The following is a 13,555-nucleotide window of genomic DNA, read 5'->3' as shown; positions in this document are numbered from 1 at the left end:
CGCGTGATCATGCTTGACTGATCCCCGTCAAAACCGAGGAAGTCCTGTCATGCGTCTGGCCGCCCTGTTCGCCGTCCTGAGTCTGATTGTCGCCGGCCCCGCACGGGCGGATGATGAGCACCCGCGTCCCTTCGACGAAAATTTCGAAGCCATGGATGTGGTCGATGCCGCGCTCGCCGAAGCGCTGGCTGCGGACAAGCGCCTCATCCTCGTTCTGGGCGCAAACTGGTGTCACGACAGTCGCGGCCTGGCGCATCATTTCGAGGATGCGGAACTGGCTGCCACGCTTGAAGCCCATTACGTGACCCGCTTCATCGATGTCGGGTGGCGCGACCAGAACCACGATATCATGCGCCGTTTCGGCGTCGCGGCGATCTATGCCACCCCGACCGTCTTCGTGATTGATCCGACCGACGAGACCCTCCTCAATCGGGCTGAACGCAATGTCTGGGGCTCGGCCTATTCCACGCCGATCGAAGAGGCCCGCGCCTGGTTTGTCCGCTGGGCCAATGCCGTACCGGCCACCGGCGGCCTGGTCGAAAGTTCGCTGGTCTACCAATCGATGATGATCGAGATCGATATCTTTGAAGAAGAAGAGGGCCATCGCCTCGCCGCGGCCTATCGGGATGTCGGCGCATGGCGCCTTGCCGATGAGGCGGACCGGCCGGAGAATTATCGCGACCTTGATCGCGAGGTCGAGCAATGGCGCCGCAACCTGCCGCGCGATGTCGCGCAATTGCGTCAGGAAGCCCGGGCGATGATGATTGGCGCGCTGAACGCGCGCGCCGAAGGTGAGGCTTTCACGGTCGAGACCATCGCCGCGCTCGATGCAGAGAATCCCGACCTCGCCCTGCGGTTCCGCCCCCATCAGAGTGAACGCTGGTAGGAGTCGTAACCGCCATGTCCGCGCGCCTGCCCTATTACGAAGTCCACAGCTTTGCCATTCCCGGCCAGCCCCATACCGGCAATCCGGCCGGCGTGGTCCTGATGGAAGCCTTCCTGTCCGACAGCGAGCTGCTGGGCATCGCCAATTCCAACAATCTCTCCGAAACCGCCTTTCTGGTCCCGCAGGCCGAGGATGTCTGGCATCTGCGCTGGTTCACGCCGGCGGTTGAGGTCGATCTGTGCGGCCATGCCACATTTGCGGCTGGCGCCATCGTGCTCGAGGAGGGCCTCGCAAAGGGTCGGACCGCGCGATTTGATACCCGGTCGGGCCGACTGGCCGTGAGCCGGGACAATCAGGGCGATGGCTATGCCATGGACCTGCCCGGCATCGGCTTTGAACCGGCCTGCCGGTCAGACGCGCTGCACGCCGCCCTCGGTCTCGACGCCGCGCCGGAGGCCGTGTTCGACGTTACCCGGATCCACGGCGCGCACTATCAAATGTGGGTCGTCTGTGATGAGGCGGCCGTCCGCCGGGCCGAGCCCGACCACGCCAAGCTTCGCGCCCTTGATACCAATATCATCCTCACCGCGCCGGGTGATCAGAGCGATTTCGTGTCCCGCTTTTTCGCCCCGGCCTCCGGTGTCGACGAGGACCCGGTGACCGGATCGGCGCACTGCACGCTGGCACCCTACTGGTCCGAGCGGCTGGACAAGATGCGGCTCAGCGCCCGCCAGATCGGGCCGCGGCCGGGGGCGCTGCAAGTGGCGCCCAAAGGCGAGCGCGTGACCCTTCTGGGCCACGCGCCACGCTATCTGGACGGGCAGATCACGGTCTAGGACTACCAGCGATTCCGGTCATGGGGATACCGCGATCCCGGCAGGGGGAAACTGTGCCGCCCCGGGAGGAAACGGCGACCGCGGAAATCGCGCGGATAGTGAATCTGGACATCGATCCAGCGTGTTGTACCGCGATAATCGCGGACGAAATAACCACCATTGCCAGCGACATAGACTGTGCCGGGGCTGCGCGGTTGCGCGGCTATGCTCAGATATCGACGGTCGCGCTCATAGCGGTCCGGCTCATAATTCCAGGCATGGGGCGGGCAATCGATGACGCTACGATCACGCCAGTCTTCACGGCGGTCGAAATAACCGGTCATGCGTCGGCTGTCATACCGGTCTTCACGCAGGTCCGGGCAGGCTGCCGCATTGAGATGCCAGGTGCCGGCACTGGCGGCGCCGGTGGCGAACACCGAACCGGCCAAAGCCAGTCCGGCCATTGTCAGGCGGGTCAGGGTGATCGTCATGATGGTCTCCTTCAAAGCGCCGGCGACGGGCCGGTCTGTCAGGCTGACATCCAAACAGAAGCCGGCTGACCCGGGCTTGAAGGCAATGTTCAGCTTCCAGTCATCGACATGAATGTTACATGTCCCGAACACGTCGCTTCGGGGGAAGCGCTTGGTTTCGCCGCACAAACGGCCGATAAGCGGGGGAGCTTCCGGGCAGAGGAGTTGATCATGCGCCATCATTTCTGGATCGCGGCACTGGCCGTGGCATTGGGTTCATCCGCCATCGCCCAGGACGCGTCACCGCCTGCAAATGACACCGTGCCGGAACTGGCCGGCGCGCCGGATGACGACCGCCTTTCCAGCCGGGAAATCCGCAACTGGTTGCGCCAGGCCGGGGTCAAACCGCCCAAGCCCGGTGCCGACACCCGACCGACGTCCCGCTATAGCGGCAATGATAGCTGCCAATGGGCCAATGATGGCGAATGCGATGATCCCGGCATCGGGACCGGCGCCTGCCAGGTCGGGACGGACTACTCCGATTGCTGGCGCCTGGTGGAAGGCGTCGAGGACAATACCTGCCGCTGGGCCAATGATGGCGAATGCGACGAGCCGGGCTTCGGCACCGGGGCCTGCAGCCAGGCGACCGACCTTGCCGATTGCGGCAACATTATCCACCTGCGTTTTCGCAATGACAGCTGTCAAACCGCCTTTGACGGCGTTTGCAACGAACCGGGCATCGGTGATGGCGCGTGCGCCGAGCGCACGGACCGGGCCGATTGCTTCGGCCGGGAACGTCCATTGACCATCAATGACCATTATTTCGGCCGCGATGACCGGGTCTTTCACGACACCACCACCTTCCCGTGGAATGTGGTCGGGCAGGTCGAGTTTGACACCGGCGGCGCGTGCACGGCCACGCTGATCGGACCGGATATCCTCGTCACTGCCTCGCATTGCATTGATGATAATGGCCGCCCGAATTCGCGCGGCACCTTCCACACCGCCTATGGCCGACCGGGCGGCACGCTGTCAGCACGGGTCATCGATCACCTGATCGATCCGGACTGGGATTCCCGGCGCTTCTCGTCCGGCGATGATCTCGATGGCACGGATTGGGCGCTGCTGCGCATCGACCAGCCCCTGGGCGATACGCTGGGCTTTGTCGGTGTGCGAGCCCTGGTCGAGACCGAGGGACGCCGCGGCGCCATGCAGGCAGACCTCTATCAAGGGGGGTATAGCTGGGATACCGGCACCCACCTGTCCGGCAATATCGGCTGCAACATGGTCGAGATCGCCAATGACAACACCATGGCCCACAATTGCGACACCACCCGCGGCGACAGCGGCTCACCCTTCATGGTGCGCGAAGGGGACCAGTATTTCGTGGTCGCAACGGACAGTAATTTCCGCTCCAACCCCAATGGCCCGATGATCTATATCGCCGCCCGTTCGGACCGCTGGATCCCCTATCTGGAAGACTTCGCCTCCGGTCGCCGCAGCTCGACAGCCGCCTCCCGCCCGGCAGGCGGGGTGAAACCGCCGAAATAGGCTAGTCGCCATCAGACCCCAGCAGCGCGACCAGGCCATCGGCCAGCGCGCTGCGCCAACCGGCAATGTCATGACCGCCTGCATAGACCACCAGCTCGGCCTCATAACCCTGCGCGTCGAGCGCTTGGGCCATGGCGCGATTGGTGTCCAGCATCACATGGCCGCGATTGGTCGCCGTCACGACAGTTTCCAACCGGCCGGCGGCAAGGTGGAAGACCGGTGCCGGGACAGGCGCCCGGGACAGCTCGCGGGCCGCCCATTCAGGTGCCTCCCCCTCCGGTGCCCAGTAGAAAGAGCCGGACAAGGCGATCACCCCGCCGATCAACTCAGGCCGCGCCAGCGCTGTCAGGCTGGCTGACAGCCCCCGCCGCGAGGCACCAGCCAGAAGCGTGGTGTCGCGCTGTGGTGCCAGACCGGCCTCGGCGCGCAGGGCAGGCAGGAGGTCGTCGGCGATGAAGACGGCCTGGTCGGCATAGGCACGGGTCGCACTGACCGGATCGAGCTGATCAATCAGGACAAGGTGGGTGGCCGGTATCTCCCCCGCCTCGGCAAGGCGGGCCAGGAGATCACTCACCGGCGCCCGCTGCCCCCACAGGAAGGCATCATAGAGAATCAGAAGCGGCGCATCCGGCGCGGCGTCGGGGGCACGATAGACCGCCACGCTCACCGCCCGGCTCAGCGCCTCGCTCGCGACATGCAGACGGAGCGGCGAAACAGCGGCGTCAAAGGCCAGGGGTCGGTGAATGTCGGCGCGGGGCGCCCGGTCCAGACGCAGCAGCGACTCCCCGTCACGGCCACCCAGGCGCACAGGATTGGCCGGGTCGGACCAGCGTTGTTCCCCCCCGGCATCGCTCACCAGGAAGGAATAGACCGCCTGCACATCACGCGGCACGGACAGGGTCAGTGTCCAGATATCCGCTCCGTCCATACGTCTCATCGGCAGGGTGAAATCGGCGCGATAATCGGTGACCGGCTGACGTGCCCGATCAACATTGATGACGCTGTCGAGGCGCACCGCCCGCGTGGTCGGGCCTCCCCGCCAGGCGAAGGTTACAAGGGCCCGGTCCGGGTCCTGGGGATCCGGCGCCATGCGTGGCAGTCGCGGATCCGACAGGCTGCGCCAGGCCTCGTCGCGCGCATGCGGACGTTCGCGCAGCATCGCCTCGAGCGCCCGCACGGCTGGCGCGTTCAGGCCATCATCGGCATCCATCGCCTGGCCAAGGGCTGGCACGGCCGCACTCGCAGCCAGAACCATCGCGACCAGGACGTGGCGGAAATGCACACCCATTCTGCCCTGTCCCCTTTCCCCGCACATCAAAGCCAGTCTAGCGTGACAGACCGAATTGGGGGGAGAAGAGATGACACTGATCACACAGGCCTGGCCGAAAGACCGCGTCTCACGCCTGATCCTGACGGCATCCGGCCTGTTTGCACTGATCTATCTCTTTGATGATTTCGGCCTTTCCGCGCCCTTCCCCGCCAATGTCGTGATCAAGGCGGCCGGTGTCGCCCTGCTCGCTGTCTACGCGTTTCGGGCCGGGCATCTCGTCCTGGCGGCGGGCCTTGCACTCGGTGCCCTCGGAGACGTCTTCCTGGCGCTGGACCAGAGCGTCCTGCCCCTCGGCATCGCCGCCTTCGGACTGGGGCATCTGGTCTATATCTGGCTGTTTGCCCGCTGGCGCATGGAAGCCGGACCGCGTGGCGGCATTAGCCGGATCGCCGCGCTGGCCGTCGCCCTCGCCGGGCTGGCCATGATGAACTGGCTGCAGCCCCATTTCGGCGAATTGCAGATCGCCGCCTCGGTCTATAACGGCATCATCCTGGTCATGGCCGTGCTGGCCATTCTTGGCCGCTCGCCCTTGCTTGCCATGATCGGCGCCCTGCTCTTCGTGGTCTCCGACAGCGTGCTGGCCGTCCGCCTCTTTGCCGGCGAGCTCGACTGGGCCGGCCCGGTGGTCTGGGTCTGCTATTATCTCGGCCAGGCGGCAATCACATTGGGATTGGTGAACCGGTCCGACACCTGATCGCTTTGCGCGTTACGGCGAAATAGCCCCGCGGTGTGACAGATCACCCTCATGCCGGCTGCCCAGTCGCCCGGCCCTGCTTAGAAGTCGCGGACGATGGAGACGTTGAGATTGCTGTCGGTGGGCTGGGTGCCCGACTGCGGCTCGAATTCATGCTTGATCCGGTAGGCCAGCTCCATGCCCCAATCGCCGGCAATGGCCGTGGTCAGGGCGAAGCGTTGGTCAGCGCGCGAGGCGGGGCCAGCCAGCATGGTGATTTCAGCGGCAAAATCCGTGGTCTCGGTCAGGGCGAGATTGAGGATCGACCCCAACTCGAAGATCCAGTCGGTCTCGGCGTCGCCATCATCGGGTAATCGATAGCGCATGCCGGGACCCGCCCGCACATTCCAGGCGAGGCGGTCACTGTCGACGGGCTGGTGCAGCGCTCCGGCGGTGGCAAAGGCCGAGTGCTGATAGCCGGACAAGCGGTCCTGTTCATAGGTCGCACCGAGATAATAGCCCCAGGCATCAATCCGGTTGCGCTCGCCGCGCACCTCGACCAGCCAATTGTCCCGGGTGACGACTTCGGCGCTCTCGGTGAAATGATACTCAACCTTGCTGTCCAACCCCCAGCCACGCTCAAGGTCCCGGTCGAGTTCCAGGGCGAAATTATAGTCGGTCTGCTCGGTATTGCCGGTATTGATCGTGACGCCGAAGCGCGAGCGGCCGGCCCATTCTTCCGGCTCGATCCAGGCCATGGCCTCCGCCAGCTTCTTGACCGGCAACCAGCCTTCCGGGCCTGAGGAGGCCTCGGCCGTCCGAGCGTCCACCTCCAGCCGGATCGGCGCGGCGAGTGGGCTTGTCGGCGTCGCCGTCAGCGTGGCGTCGACCGGATCCGCATCAGTCTCGACCCAGTCAGCCAGCAGGGCTTGCCGGTCCGGCGCAAGTTCGGAAACGACTGCGAGGACTTCCGCCTCACCGCCCTCGGCGAGGCCGGCAATCAGCTCAACCGTCTTGCGGAAGTCCGGATCGCTCTGCGTCTGGTCGGCGGCCAGGATCAGGACGCGATAATCATCAGACAAGTCCGCGGCGGCCGGCGAAAGACATCCGCCAGCCACTGCCAGAAACAGGGCAATCAGGTAACGCATGGGCAAGTCCTTTCGTCACGTATCGTCCTACTTTTGACGAGTACGCGCGTCCAGTCATGCCTCAGGCAGGGTTTCTGTATTCTTGACGCTAGTTGAGCAGACCTTGCTCGGCGGCCATGGACTTCATGGCCTTTTGCAGCTTCTCGAACGCGCGCACCTCAATCTGGCGGATGCGCTCGCGGCTGACACCATAATGCCCGGCCAGGTCTTCCAGCGTCTTGGGAGCGTCGGAAAGGCGACGCTCCTGCAGGATGTGCTGTTCGCGCTCATTGAGTTCGCCCATGGCCGCCTGCAGCAATTGCATGCGGGTGTCGAATTCATCGCTCTCGACCAGCTCGTCTTCCTGGCTCTCGGCCGTGTCGTCGGACAGCCAGTCCTGCCACTGCCCCTCGCCTTCCGTGCCACGCAACGGCGCGTTGAGTGAGGCATCAGGCCCGGACAGGCGGCCATTCATCGACATCACCTCATCATTGGTAACGCCCAGCTTGGTGGCGATGGCCTCGACCTGTTCCGGCTTGAGGTCACCCTCGTCGAGGGCCTGCATCTGACTTTTCATCCGGCGCAGATTGAAGAAGAGCTTCTTCTGGGCCGCCGTCGTGCCCATTTTCACCAGCGACCAGGAGCGCAGGATATATTCCTGGATCGAGGCGCGGATCCACCACATGGCATAGGTGGCCAGGCGAAAACCCTTGTCCGGGTCGAATTTCTTGACCGCCTGCATCAGGCCGACATTGCCTTCCGAGATCACTTCAGCGATCGGCAGGCCATAACCGCGATAGCCCATGGCGATCTTGGCGACGAGGCGCAAATGGGAGGTCACCAGCTTTTCAGCCGCGCCACCATCCTCATGCTCACGCCAGCGCTTGCCCAGCATGAATTCCTCGTCCTTTTCCAGCATCGGAAAACGACGGATCTCTGACAGATAGCTCGACAGCCCTTGTTCGGGCGAGAGCGTCATTGAAACTGCATTGGCCATGACACGTATCCTATCCCATCAAGACGCTTGTCGACATGCGCAATCTGCACGTCCCCCACGCCTTGTCCGAGACCTATTTGGGGAGCCTGCCCGCCGAATGTAACCCCCTCACGCCGCTGTGATGCGAATGGCTGTCATTCGTGAATGGGGGAAAGGCTACTCGGGGATGGGCACTCCCGCGCTAAACGCTGTCCCTCGCCTGTCCACGCGCTATCTGGAGTTCGACGCGCTTGAGTTCGCGCAGGATACGGTTGTTCTGCATCTGCAGACCCAGCCCGCCCTTCATGAAGAGGCCGACATTGACGGCAACCAGAATGGCGATACCCCAGCGCATCGTCATGACAGGATCCGTGGTCTGGAACATCTTCCAGGCCGCCCAGATAGCCAGGCCGGCCCCGATGATGTTGACGATGTAGGCGATCCACATCACCCAGGCGAGCTTGCCGCGGAACAGGCCGAATGCCTGCGCAAAATAACCCGGCTCCTCGCCCAGTTCGGCAAGAATGCCGCGATCTTCCTCATCGAGCGCTTCCAGGATGAGCCGGTCGAGGTCTTCGGTCTTGGTGGTCATCGCGATCTCCTTTCACGAATGTTCGGTGTCCGGCATGGCCGGGTTGAGCGCCACGGCGAGCTTGCGCCGGGCATGCATGAGGCGGGTCTTGACGGTGCCCGCCGGTGTTTCGGTGATGACGGCGATCTCGGCGACCGAGAGGCCGTCCTGATGATAGAGCGCCAGGGCAAGGCGTTGCTCGTCCGGCAGATCGGTCATGGCGCGTCGGATGGCGCCTGTGTCGGCGCCGCGTTCGGCCTCGCCTTCGCCGTCCACGGTCGCGCCAGCCAGTTCGGCTCGGAGCCCGTCCGCGGTGCGCCGCGAGGATTGCCGCATCCGGATCTCGGCGGCGCACTTGCGCGCCACGATCCGGTAGGCCCAGGCGGGGAAGGCGGCCGGCTCACGCAGACCGGAGAGGCCTTTCAGGATATCGCACCAGGCCTCCTGAAGAATGTCGCGCGCGGCCTCACCATCACCGATCAGACGCGCCGCGTGACGTGTCAGATCGCCGTGCCAGAGCCGGCACAAACGATCCAGCGCCGACCGGTCGCCACCATGCGCCGCGACAATCAGATAGTCCGACAGGACGCGTTTGCGGTCGCGCTTCATGAGGTCTCCCGGGTAATCGCAGAAAATGCGGCCCTTCAAACTCAAGGTGCGCACGGGTCACAAAAGGGTTCAATCAGTTTGCGCCAAACCCTACGCACCCCATGGGTGTGCTGTCGGTCATAATCACCTGAAATTGCCAAAATGGCGATTTTGCGCGAAAATCCGTCCGATCAGACATGGAGGTTGCACGATGGCGATGTCGAAGATCGGAACCGCACTGGCAGGCCTTGTTATGTTCGCTCTGGCAGGCTGCAATACGCTGACCGCCCCGCCGCCACCCGCGGCTTTAAACGGTGCAAGCTTTTGCCTCTCCGTCGCAGGGCCGATTGATAGCGCGAACCCGACCGCAGGTTATGCATTCGAAATTCGGGCGCGTGACTATTCGGACCAAGGCACGGCGCTGGCCGATGATCTGGATTGCCAGCTCAACGAAATCATGGCCCGACAGGCGCTCTACAACCAGCGCTACAATGCGATTGCCGGCGAGCATAGGGCCATCAATCTCGGCAGTATCGGCTCGGCGCTGCTGGGCGCGGGGTTCGCGACGTTTGATGCGCATCAAGACAATGTCAGTGCGGCGGCACTCTCGCTTGGCGGTTTGACCGTGCTTCGCAATGGGCTCAATCAGGCCGAGTTGATGGACGCCTATGCGGATGGCGCCAGCGCCATGGGCTGCTACGCTGAGCCCGGACAACGAATTTATAGCGGCCTCAGGCTCGGTCATGATTCAGAGCTGCAGGCCTACCATGAGGAGTTGGCGGGACTCGTGGCTCAAGGTCATATCCGTCTGGAAAACCAGCCCGAATCGAATGGCGATTCAGATCAGGACAAGGCCGCCCTGCGTCAGGCCATATCGCTAGCGGGCACCGTGGTCACCGAAATACGCACCAGCCGGGCTGCCCTCAATCAATTCTCTACGGAAATCGGGCGCAGTTGGCGCTCAGCCGATCGTGCAACGCTGGCCCGTCTGCGCAATCAGGCCCCAAATATCGCCTCGCTGGTCGAGGCCGCCCAGGCCCTGACCAATCCCGGCAACGGCAATCAGACCAGTGGGAATGCGGCACAGCCACCTGAACGCTCGTCGGCTGCCGCAGCGAACCGAACGGCGGCGGTCATAACACGAAACCTGACCGCCCAGATCGGAGAAGCACGAGCCTTCATGGAGCGGAACAGGTATCCCGCTGCCCTGGCGGCCCTTGCCCAATGCCAAGCCCTGGCAGCGGGTTGACTGGATTGGGCACTCAATGACCGACGCATTAGCCTCCGGCCTCCAAGGTGCCCACGGGGTCAAATGGAGGAATGGCGCAACTCTGCGGTACCACCTCTACGCGCGACCGTCCGCGCGCGCGGCGAACGCGCTGGACCGTGAAGTCTTCGACCACGCCCTCTCGATGTGGATGGCGGGTGGCTCGGGTCTGGCAATGATGGCGGTGGACGACCCCGCACAGGCAGATATCCGGGTCATGTTCAGCCGATCGCGAGGGCGCTGGTCAATGCTGGGTGCCGAAGCGTTGGACATCACCAATAGCAGGGAACCGACCATGAATTTCGACTCGCATCTCGATTATGGCAGCGGATTGATCGCAGCCCTTCACGAGATCGGACACATGTTCGGTTTTCGACACGAGCACCAGACACCGGACACACCGTTGCGCTGGCATGAGGCCGCCGTGGTCGATCATTTTCGCGCTAAATCGGGATGGTCAGAAGCTTATACGCGTCGCAACGTGGTCCGTCGCCACGACATGAAGCGGAAGAGCCGTCACCCCTGGGATCCGAAATCAATCATGCATTATGGATTCGCGACCGACTTGATCGCGGAACCCGCGGGCTGGAAAAACCGGGCGATTGCCTCCCCGACCGAGTTGTCAGTCGGCGACCGCGCCGAATACCGAGCTTGGTATCCGCCGATCTAAACCGCGCCTAGCCCTTGTTCGGCAAGGTTTTGTGGAATTGCAGATAGCCGCGTTCGACCATGCGCCGCATGGCTTCATAAGCTTCGGAGAGCTCATCATAGGCCGAGCGCAACAATTGCAGACGGGCGACTTCCTCGGCGGTCAGGGGCGAGCGCGAGCGGGCCGCTGACATGGCTGCATCGACCCAGGCCGAACGGGCCTTGGAGGCTGACAGGGCCAGATTCTGGAAATCCTCGATCCCGACATGATGGATCGTCTTGGCGATCACCGCCTGATTGGCAGCAAAAATCGTGTAGTCGATCTGTTCCAGATGACCGCGACGTTTCTTCTGCTCGGCCGGGTCCTCGACCAGGTCCGGCTCGAAATGATCCGAGACCCGGCGATAGCTGGACGTTGATATCTTGCCCATGACGACACCTCCTTATCGGGTATCAGGGCCTTATTGTCTCACGCCAGGCCTTAACGGGTGGTTTCACAGCCATTTTTCGCAACCGGATAGCACCCGCGCACGATCAATCGAAGGCGTAGAGCAGGGACACGTCGAGACGGACATCGGTCGGATCAAACCCGGCCCGTTCCTCGAATTCATGCTCGATCCGCAAGCCGGTCTGCACCGCCCAGTCGCCGAACAGCCGGTTGGTCAGGGTGAAGCGCTGGTCAACCCGTGACCCGCCGCCCACAAATGCCGTGGTCTCGGAGCCGAAGCTGGCAGTCTCGGAAATCGTGTAGTGAAAGCTCGATCCGGCCTCGCCGACCCAGTCGGTCAGGGTCTCACCGGTCAGCCCGGCTTCGCGATAGCGTTGGCCCAGGCCGGCGCGGAGCACCCAATTCGCTTTCGGCGTCTCGACCGCATGCCAGATGCCACCGCCTGTGAGAAAGGCCGACTGGGCGTATATCCCGATCAGGTCCCGCTCGTAGGAGCCGCCAGCATAGTAGCCAATGCCGCTGTCGAGCTCGCGGGTGGTCCGCAATTCGACCAGCCAGTTATCCCGCGTGGTCCGGGTCGCGCTTTCTGACAGAAAATACTCGAACTGGCTGTCGATCCGCCAGCCGTCCTCCAGCTCGCGATCGATCTCGATGGCGAAGGAGAAGTCGGTCAGTTCGGAATTGCCCCGCTCGAGCTGGATGCCGGCACGGATATGGCCGGCCCAGCTGTCGTCAGCGAGTTGGCGGATCGAGCCGGCGAGCCAGCCTCCCGACCCATCCGGCGCTTCGCCAAGCACGACCGGGGCGCCGCCAAGATCGCGGTGCTCCTCATGTTGGACGGTCGACGGCGCTGCCACGGCGGCAGGAGCCGGCGCGGCAACGGGTGCAGGCAACGGCCAGTCCGCGACAGCCCCGGATCGATGCGGCAGCTCGGCATTGATATAGGCGTGAACCGCCGCGCGCCCCCCTTCAACGAGAACGGAGACCATGTCGGCCGTTTCCAGAAAACGCGCATCATCGTCCTGGCGGTCGGCGGCTTCCGCGAGCAAGGCCTGGTACGCTTGCGGCACATCGGCGCTGGCCACACCCGGCACTGCCAGAACCAACAACGCCCCACAAACCGGAATTGCTTTCAGCAAAGTCCACATCACATGACCCCTGGGCCCCAGACATTCGTGGCTAGGCCACACCAAATCGGGCGGGATAATGGATGATCAAGCTTAATAATTCATGGCCTTGCGCCCTGGTGGCTTGCGGCGTCCGCGGCCGGCTCTAGTTCGGTTTCACGTTTTCCAGATGGAATGAATACTGGGTCGCGGCGTCCCCTTCACCGCCACCGGTCATGACCAGGTTGGCAGTTGCCCGCCCCTTCTGGTCAACCGGCTGCGCGGCTGGCAGGGGCGCGGTCGCCCGCTCATAATGGGCGGTTTGTGTCTCGACCTGGCGCGGCGCTCCGGCCAGATCACCCTCGAACTTGTCAGCCTGACCCTGCGATTGATGCCGCACCGTCCGCCGCGAATCCGACCGGAGGTCGAGGACATTCGGCACGGCCGGCAGAAGACCCGAGAGATCGTCCTGTGATTGGGCCACAGCCCCGCCCTGCATGAGGAGTGCGGCGCCGGCTGAAAGAATGAGTGTCCGTATCATGATGTCGTCCTTCCCGTGACCACACGCTCGATTGGCGATGGCGGCTTTTGATTTCAGTCTTTTTTAGTCTGGGATTTGTCGATTGATGGCCTACTCGACCCGGCGGATGTTCCACCGCTGCGAAACGTCACCGCCGGTCCAGCATGTACCCTCGGACCCCCATTCCCCGCCGACGTCCTCGATCGGTTCGCCGATCGGGTAGTCTGGCCACGAGTAGCACTCCGGCGCGCCTTCACCGGCCGCGTCGGGATCGAGCCAGAATATGTCCAGATCCACGCGGATGCGTCCGTTGGAGAACTCCACCCAGGCGCCGGTGAACGGGTCCTCTCCCATCGCATCCGTGATACCGCTGACCGTGACATTGCCGCCGCCGTCAAAGGTGATCGTCGCGGTCTGTCCGGTGTAGCGCACCCAATCGCCGTAAGTGGCGACGCCCGTCGCTTCGAAGACCTGGCCTTCCGGTCCATCACTCTCCAGAGCTGCCGCGCCGCCCGTCAGGGCGAGGGCGAGGGTCATCGTCGTCATCAATCCGGTTCGCACCATGTCATCATTCCCCAA

At 63.6% G+C, this 13,555-nt stretch carries 16 protein-coding genes; 6 read left to right on the top strand and 10 right to left on the bottom strand.

The window, feature by feature from the left end:
* Window positions 1–49 precede the first annotated feature (49 nt).
* Window positions 50–886, top strand: a complete 837-nt coding sequence (locus tag JXQ94_RS02285; protein WP_421922203.1) for a thioredoxin family protein — start codon at window positions 50–52, stop codon at window positions 884–886.
* A gap of 14 nt (window positions 887–900) precedes the next feature.
* Entirely contained in the window at window positions 901–1,722 is an 822-nt protein-coding gene (locus JXQ94_RS02280; RefSeq protein WP_421922202.1) for a PhzF family phenazine biosynthesis protein, read from the top strand.
* Between the two features lie 2 nt (window positions 1,723–1,724).
* Here the strand turns inward: JXQ94_RS02280 and JXQ94_RS02275 are convergent, their stop codons facing one another.
* On the bottom strand, window positions 1,725–2,192 hold the full coding sequence (locus JXQ94_RS02275; RefSeq protein ID WP_421922201.1) for a hypothetical protein: 468 nt from the start codon (window positions 2,190–2,192) through the stop codon (window positions 1,725–1,727).
* 210 nt (window positions 2,193–2,402) lie between these two features.
* Here JXQ94_RS02275 and JXQ94_RS02270 point away from each other — a divergent pair, with 210 nt between their 5' ends.
* Window positions 2,403–3,722, top strand: coding sequence for a trypsin-like serine peptidase (locus JXQ94_RS02270; protein ID WP_421922200.1), 1,320 nt, complete (start codon window positions 2,403–2,405; stop codon window positions 3,720–3,722).
* Window position 3,723: 1 nt separating this feature from the next.
* Here JXQ94_RS02270 and JXQ94_RS02265 read toward each other — a convergent pair whose 3' ends face one another.
* Complete coding sequence (locus JXQ94_RS02265; RefSeq protein WP_421922199.1) at window positions 3,724–5,010, bottom strand: alpha/beta hydrolase-fold protein; 1,287 nt, start codon at window positions 5,008–5,010, stop codon at window positions 3,724–3,726.
* 70 nt (window positions 5,011–5,080) lie between these two features.
* Between JXQ94_RS02265 and JXQ94_RS02260 the strand changes: the two genes are divergently transcribed.
* Window positions 5,081–5,746, top strand: a complete 666-nt coding sequence (locus JXQ94_RS02260; protein ID WP_421922198.1) for a lysoplasmalogenase — start codon at window positions 5,081–5,083, stop codon at window positions 5,744–5,746.
* An 80-nt stretch (window positions 5,747–5,826) separates the two neighbouring features.
* Here JXQ94_RS02260 and JXQ94_RS02255 read toward each other — a convergent pair whose 3' ends face one another.
* The 4 genes from JXQ94_RS02255 to JXQ94_RS02240 form a co-directional block, all read right to left on the bottom strand.
* Window positions 5,827–6,873, bottom strand: coding sequence for a DUF481 domain-containing protein (locus tag JXQ94_RS02255; protein WP_421922197.1), 1,047 nt, complete (start codon window positions 6,871–6,873; stop codon window positions 5,827–5,829).
* Window positions 6,874–6,961: 88 nt separating this feature from the next.
* Window positions 6,962–7,849 (bottom strand): RNA polymerase sigma factor RpoH, encoded by an 888-nt coding sequence (gene rpoH / locus JXQ94_RS02250; protein WP_421922196.1) that lies wholly within the window; start codon window positions 7,847–7,849, stop codon window positions 6,962–6,964.
* Window positions 7,850–8,030: 181 nt separating this feature from the next.
* A complete protein-coding gene (locus tag JXQ94_RS02245; RefSeq protein WP_421922195.1) occupies window positions 8,031–8,420 on the bottom strand; it encodes a DUF6768 family protein in 390 nt (129 codons plus the stop codon).
* Window positions 8,421–8,432: 12 nt separating this feature from the next.
* Window positions 8,433–9,008 (bottom strand): RNA polymerase sigma factor, encoded by a 576-nt coding sequence (locus JXQ94_RS02240; protein ID WP_421922194.1) that lies wholly within the window; start codon window positions 9,006–9,008, stop codon window positions 8,433–8,435.
* Window positions 9,009–9,198: 190 nt separating this feature from the next.
* On the opposite strand from JXQ94_RS02240, the gene JXQ94_RS02235 reads away from it, so the two are divergent.
* The gene (locus JXQ94_RS02235; RefSeq protein WP_421922193.1) at window positions 9,199–10,236 is read left to right on the top strand and encodes a hypothetical protein; all 1,038 of its coding nucleotides are present in this window, start codon (window positions 9,199–9,201) and stop codon (window positions 10,234–10,236) included.
* Between the two features lie 16 nt (window positions 10,237–10,252).
* Window positions 10,253–10,924, top strand: a complete 672-nt coding sequence (locus tag JXQ94_RS02230) for a M12 family metallopeptidase (protein ID WP_421922192.1) — start codon at window positions 10,253–10,255, stop codon at window positions 10,922–10,924.
* A 7-nt stretch (window positions 10,925–10,931) separates the two neighbouring features.
* On the opposite strand, the gene JXQ94_RS02225 is transcribed toward JXQ94_RS02230, so the two are convergent.
* The 4 genes from JXQ94_RS02225 to JXQ94_RS02210 form a co-directional block, all read right to left on the bottom strand.
* Window positions 10,932–11,333: a hypothetical protein gene (locus JXQ94_RS02225; RefSeq protein WP_421922191.1), complete on the bottom strand. Its 402-nt coding sequence runs from the start codon at window positions 11,331–11,333 to the stop codon at window positions 10,932–10,934.
* A gap of 103 nt (window positions 11,334–11,436) precedes the next feature.
* Window positions 11,437–12,459 carry a DUF481 domain-containing protein gene (locus tag JXQ94_RS02220; protein WP_421922190.1) on the bottom strand — a complete coding sequence of 341 codons (1,023 nt, stop codon included), beginning with the start codon at window positions 12,457–12,459 and terminating at the stop codon, window positions 11,437–11,439.
* 163 nt (window positions 12,460–12,622) lie between these two features.
* A complete protein-coding gene (locus JXQ94_RS02215) occupies window positions 12,623–12,997 on the bottom strand; it encodes a hypothetical protein (RefSeq protein WP_421922189.1) in 375 nt (124 codons plus the stop codon).
* A 90-nt stretch (window positions 12,998–13,087) separates the two neighbouring features.
* Complete coding sequence (locus JXQ94_RS02210; RefSeq protein ID WP_421922188.1) at window positions 13,088–13,540, bottom strand: hypothetical protein; 453 nt, start codon at window positions 13,538–13,540, stop codon at window positions 13,088–13,090.
* Between the last annotated feature and the right edge of the window lie 15 nt (window positions 13,541–13,555).

Origin of the sequence: Maricaulis maris, from assembly GCF_049116555.1 — a bacterium.
Lineage (GTDB): Bacteria > Pseudomonadota > Alphaproteobacteria > Caulobacterales > Maricaulaceae > Maricaulis > Maricaulis maris_C.
Note: the sequence above shows the minus strand (reverse complement) of the source record. Positions and strands in the feature narration are given on the sequence as shown.

What these genes read in the sequence shown, in the direction of transcription:
- JXQ94_RS02285 (WP_421922203.1), top strand. Translation starts at nt 50, where the DNA reads ATGCGTCTGGCCGCCCTGTTCGCCGTCCTGAGTCTGATTGTCGCCGGC.
- JXQ94_RS02280 (WP_421922202.1), top strand. Translation starts at nt 901, where the DNA reads ATGTCCGCGCGCCTGCCCTATTACGAAGTCCACAGCTTTGCCATTCCC.
- JXQ94_RS02275 (WP_421922201.1), bottom strand. Translation starts at nt 2,192, where the DNA reads ATGACGATCACCCTGACCCGCCTGACAATGGCCGGACTGGCTTTGGCC.
- JXQ94_RS02270 (WP_421922200.1), top strand. Translation starts at nt 2,403, where the DNA reads ATGCGCCATCATTTCTGGATCGCGGCACTGGCCGTGGCATTGGGTTCA.
- JXQ94_RS02265 (WP_421922199.1), bottom strand. Translation starts at nt 5,010, where the DNA reads ATGGGTGTGCATTTCCGCCACGTCCTGGTCGCGATGGTTCTGGCTGCG.
- JXQ94_RS02260 (WP_421922198.1), top strand. Translation starts at nt 5,081, where the DNA reads ATGACACTGATCACACAGGCCTGGCCGAAAGACCGCGTCTCACGCCTG.
- JXQ94_RS02255 (WP_421922197.1), bottom strand. Translation starts at nt 6,873, where the DNA reads ATGCGTTACCTGATTGCCCTGTTTCTGGCAGTGGCTGGCGGATGTCTT.
- rpoH (WP_421922196.1), bottom strand. Translation starts at nt 7,849, where the DNA reads ATGGCCAATGCAGTTTCAATGACGCTCTCGCCCGAACAAGGGCTGTCG.
- JXQ94_RS02245 (WP_421922195.1), bottom strand. Translation starts at nt 8,420, where the DNA reads ATGACCACCAAGACCGAAGACCTCGACCGGCTCATCCTGGAAGCGCTC.
- JXQ94_RS02240 (WP_421922194.1), bottom strand. Translation starts at nt 9,008, where the DNA reads ATGAAGCGCGACCGCAAACGCGTCCTGTCGGACTATCTGATTGTCGCG.
- JXQ94_RS02235 (WP_421922193.1), top strand. Translation starts at nt 9,199, where the DNA reads ATGGCGATGTCGAAGATCGGAACCGCACTGGCAGGCCTTGTTATGTTC.
- JXQ94_RS02230 (WP_421922192.1), top strand. Translation starts at nt 10,253, where the DNA reads ATGACCGACGCATTAGCCTCCGGCCTCCAAGGTGCCCACGGGGTCAAA.
- JXQ94_RS02225 (WP_421922191.1), bottom strand. Translation starts at nt 11,333, where the DNA reads ATGGGCAAGATATCAACGTCCAGCTATCGCCGGGTCTCGGATCATTTC.
- JXQ94_RS02215 (WP_421922189.1), bottom strand. Translation starts at nt 12,997, where the DNA reads ATGATACGGACACTCATTCTTTCAGCCGGCGCCGCACTCCTCATGCAG.
- JXQ94_RS02210 (WP_421922188.1), bottom strand. Translation starts at nt 13,540, where the DNA reads ATGGTGCGAACCGGATTGATGACGACGATGACCCTCGCCCTCGCCCTG.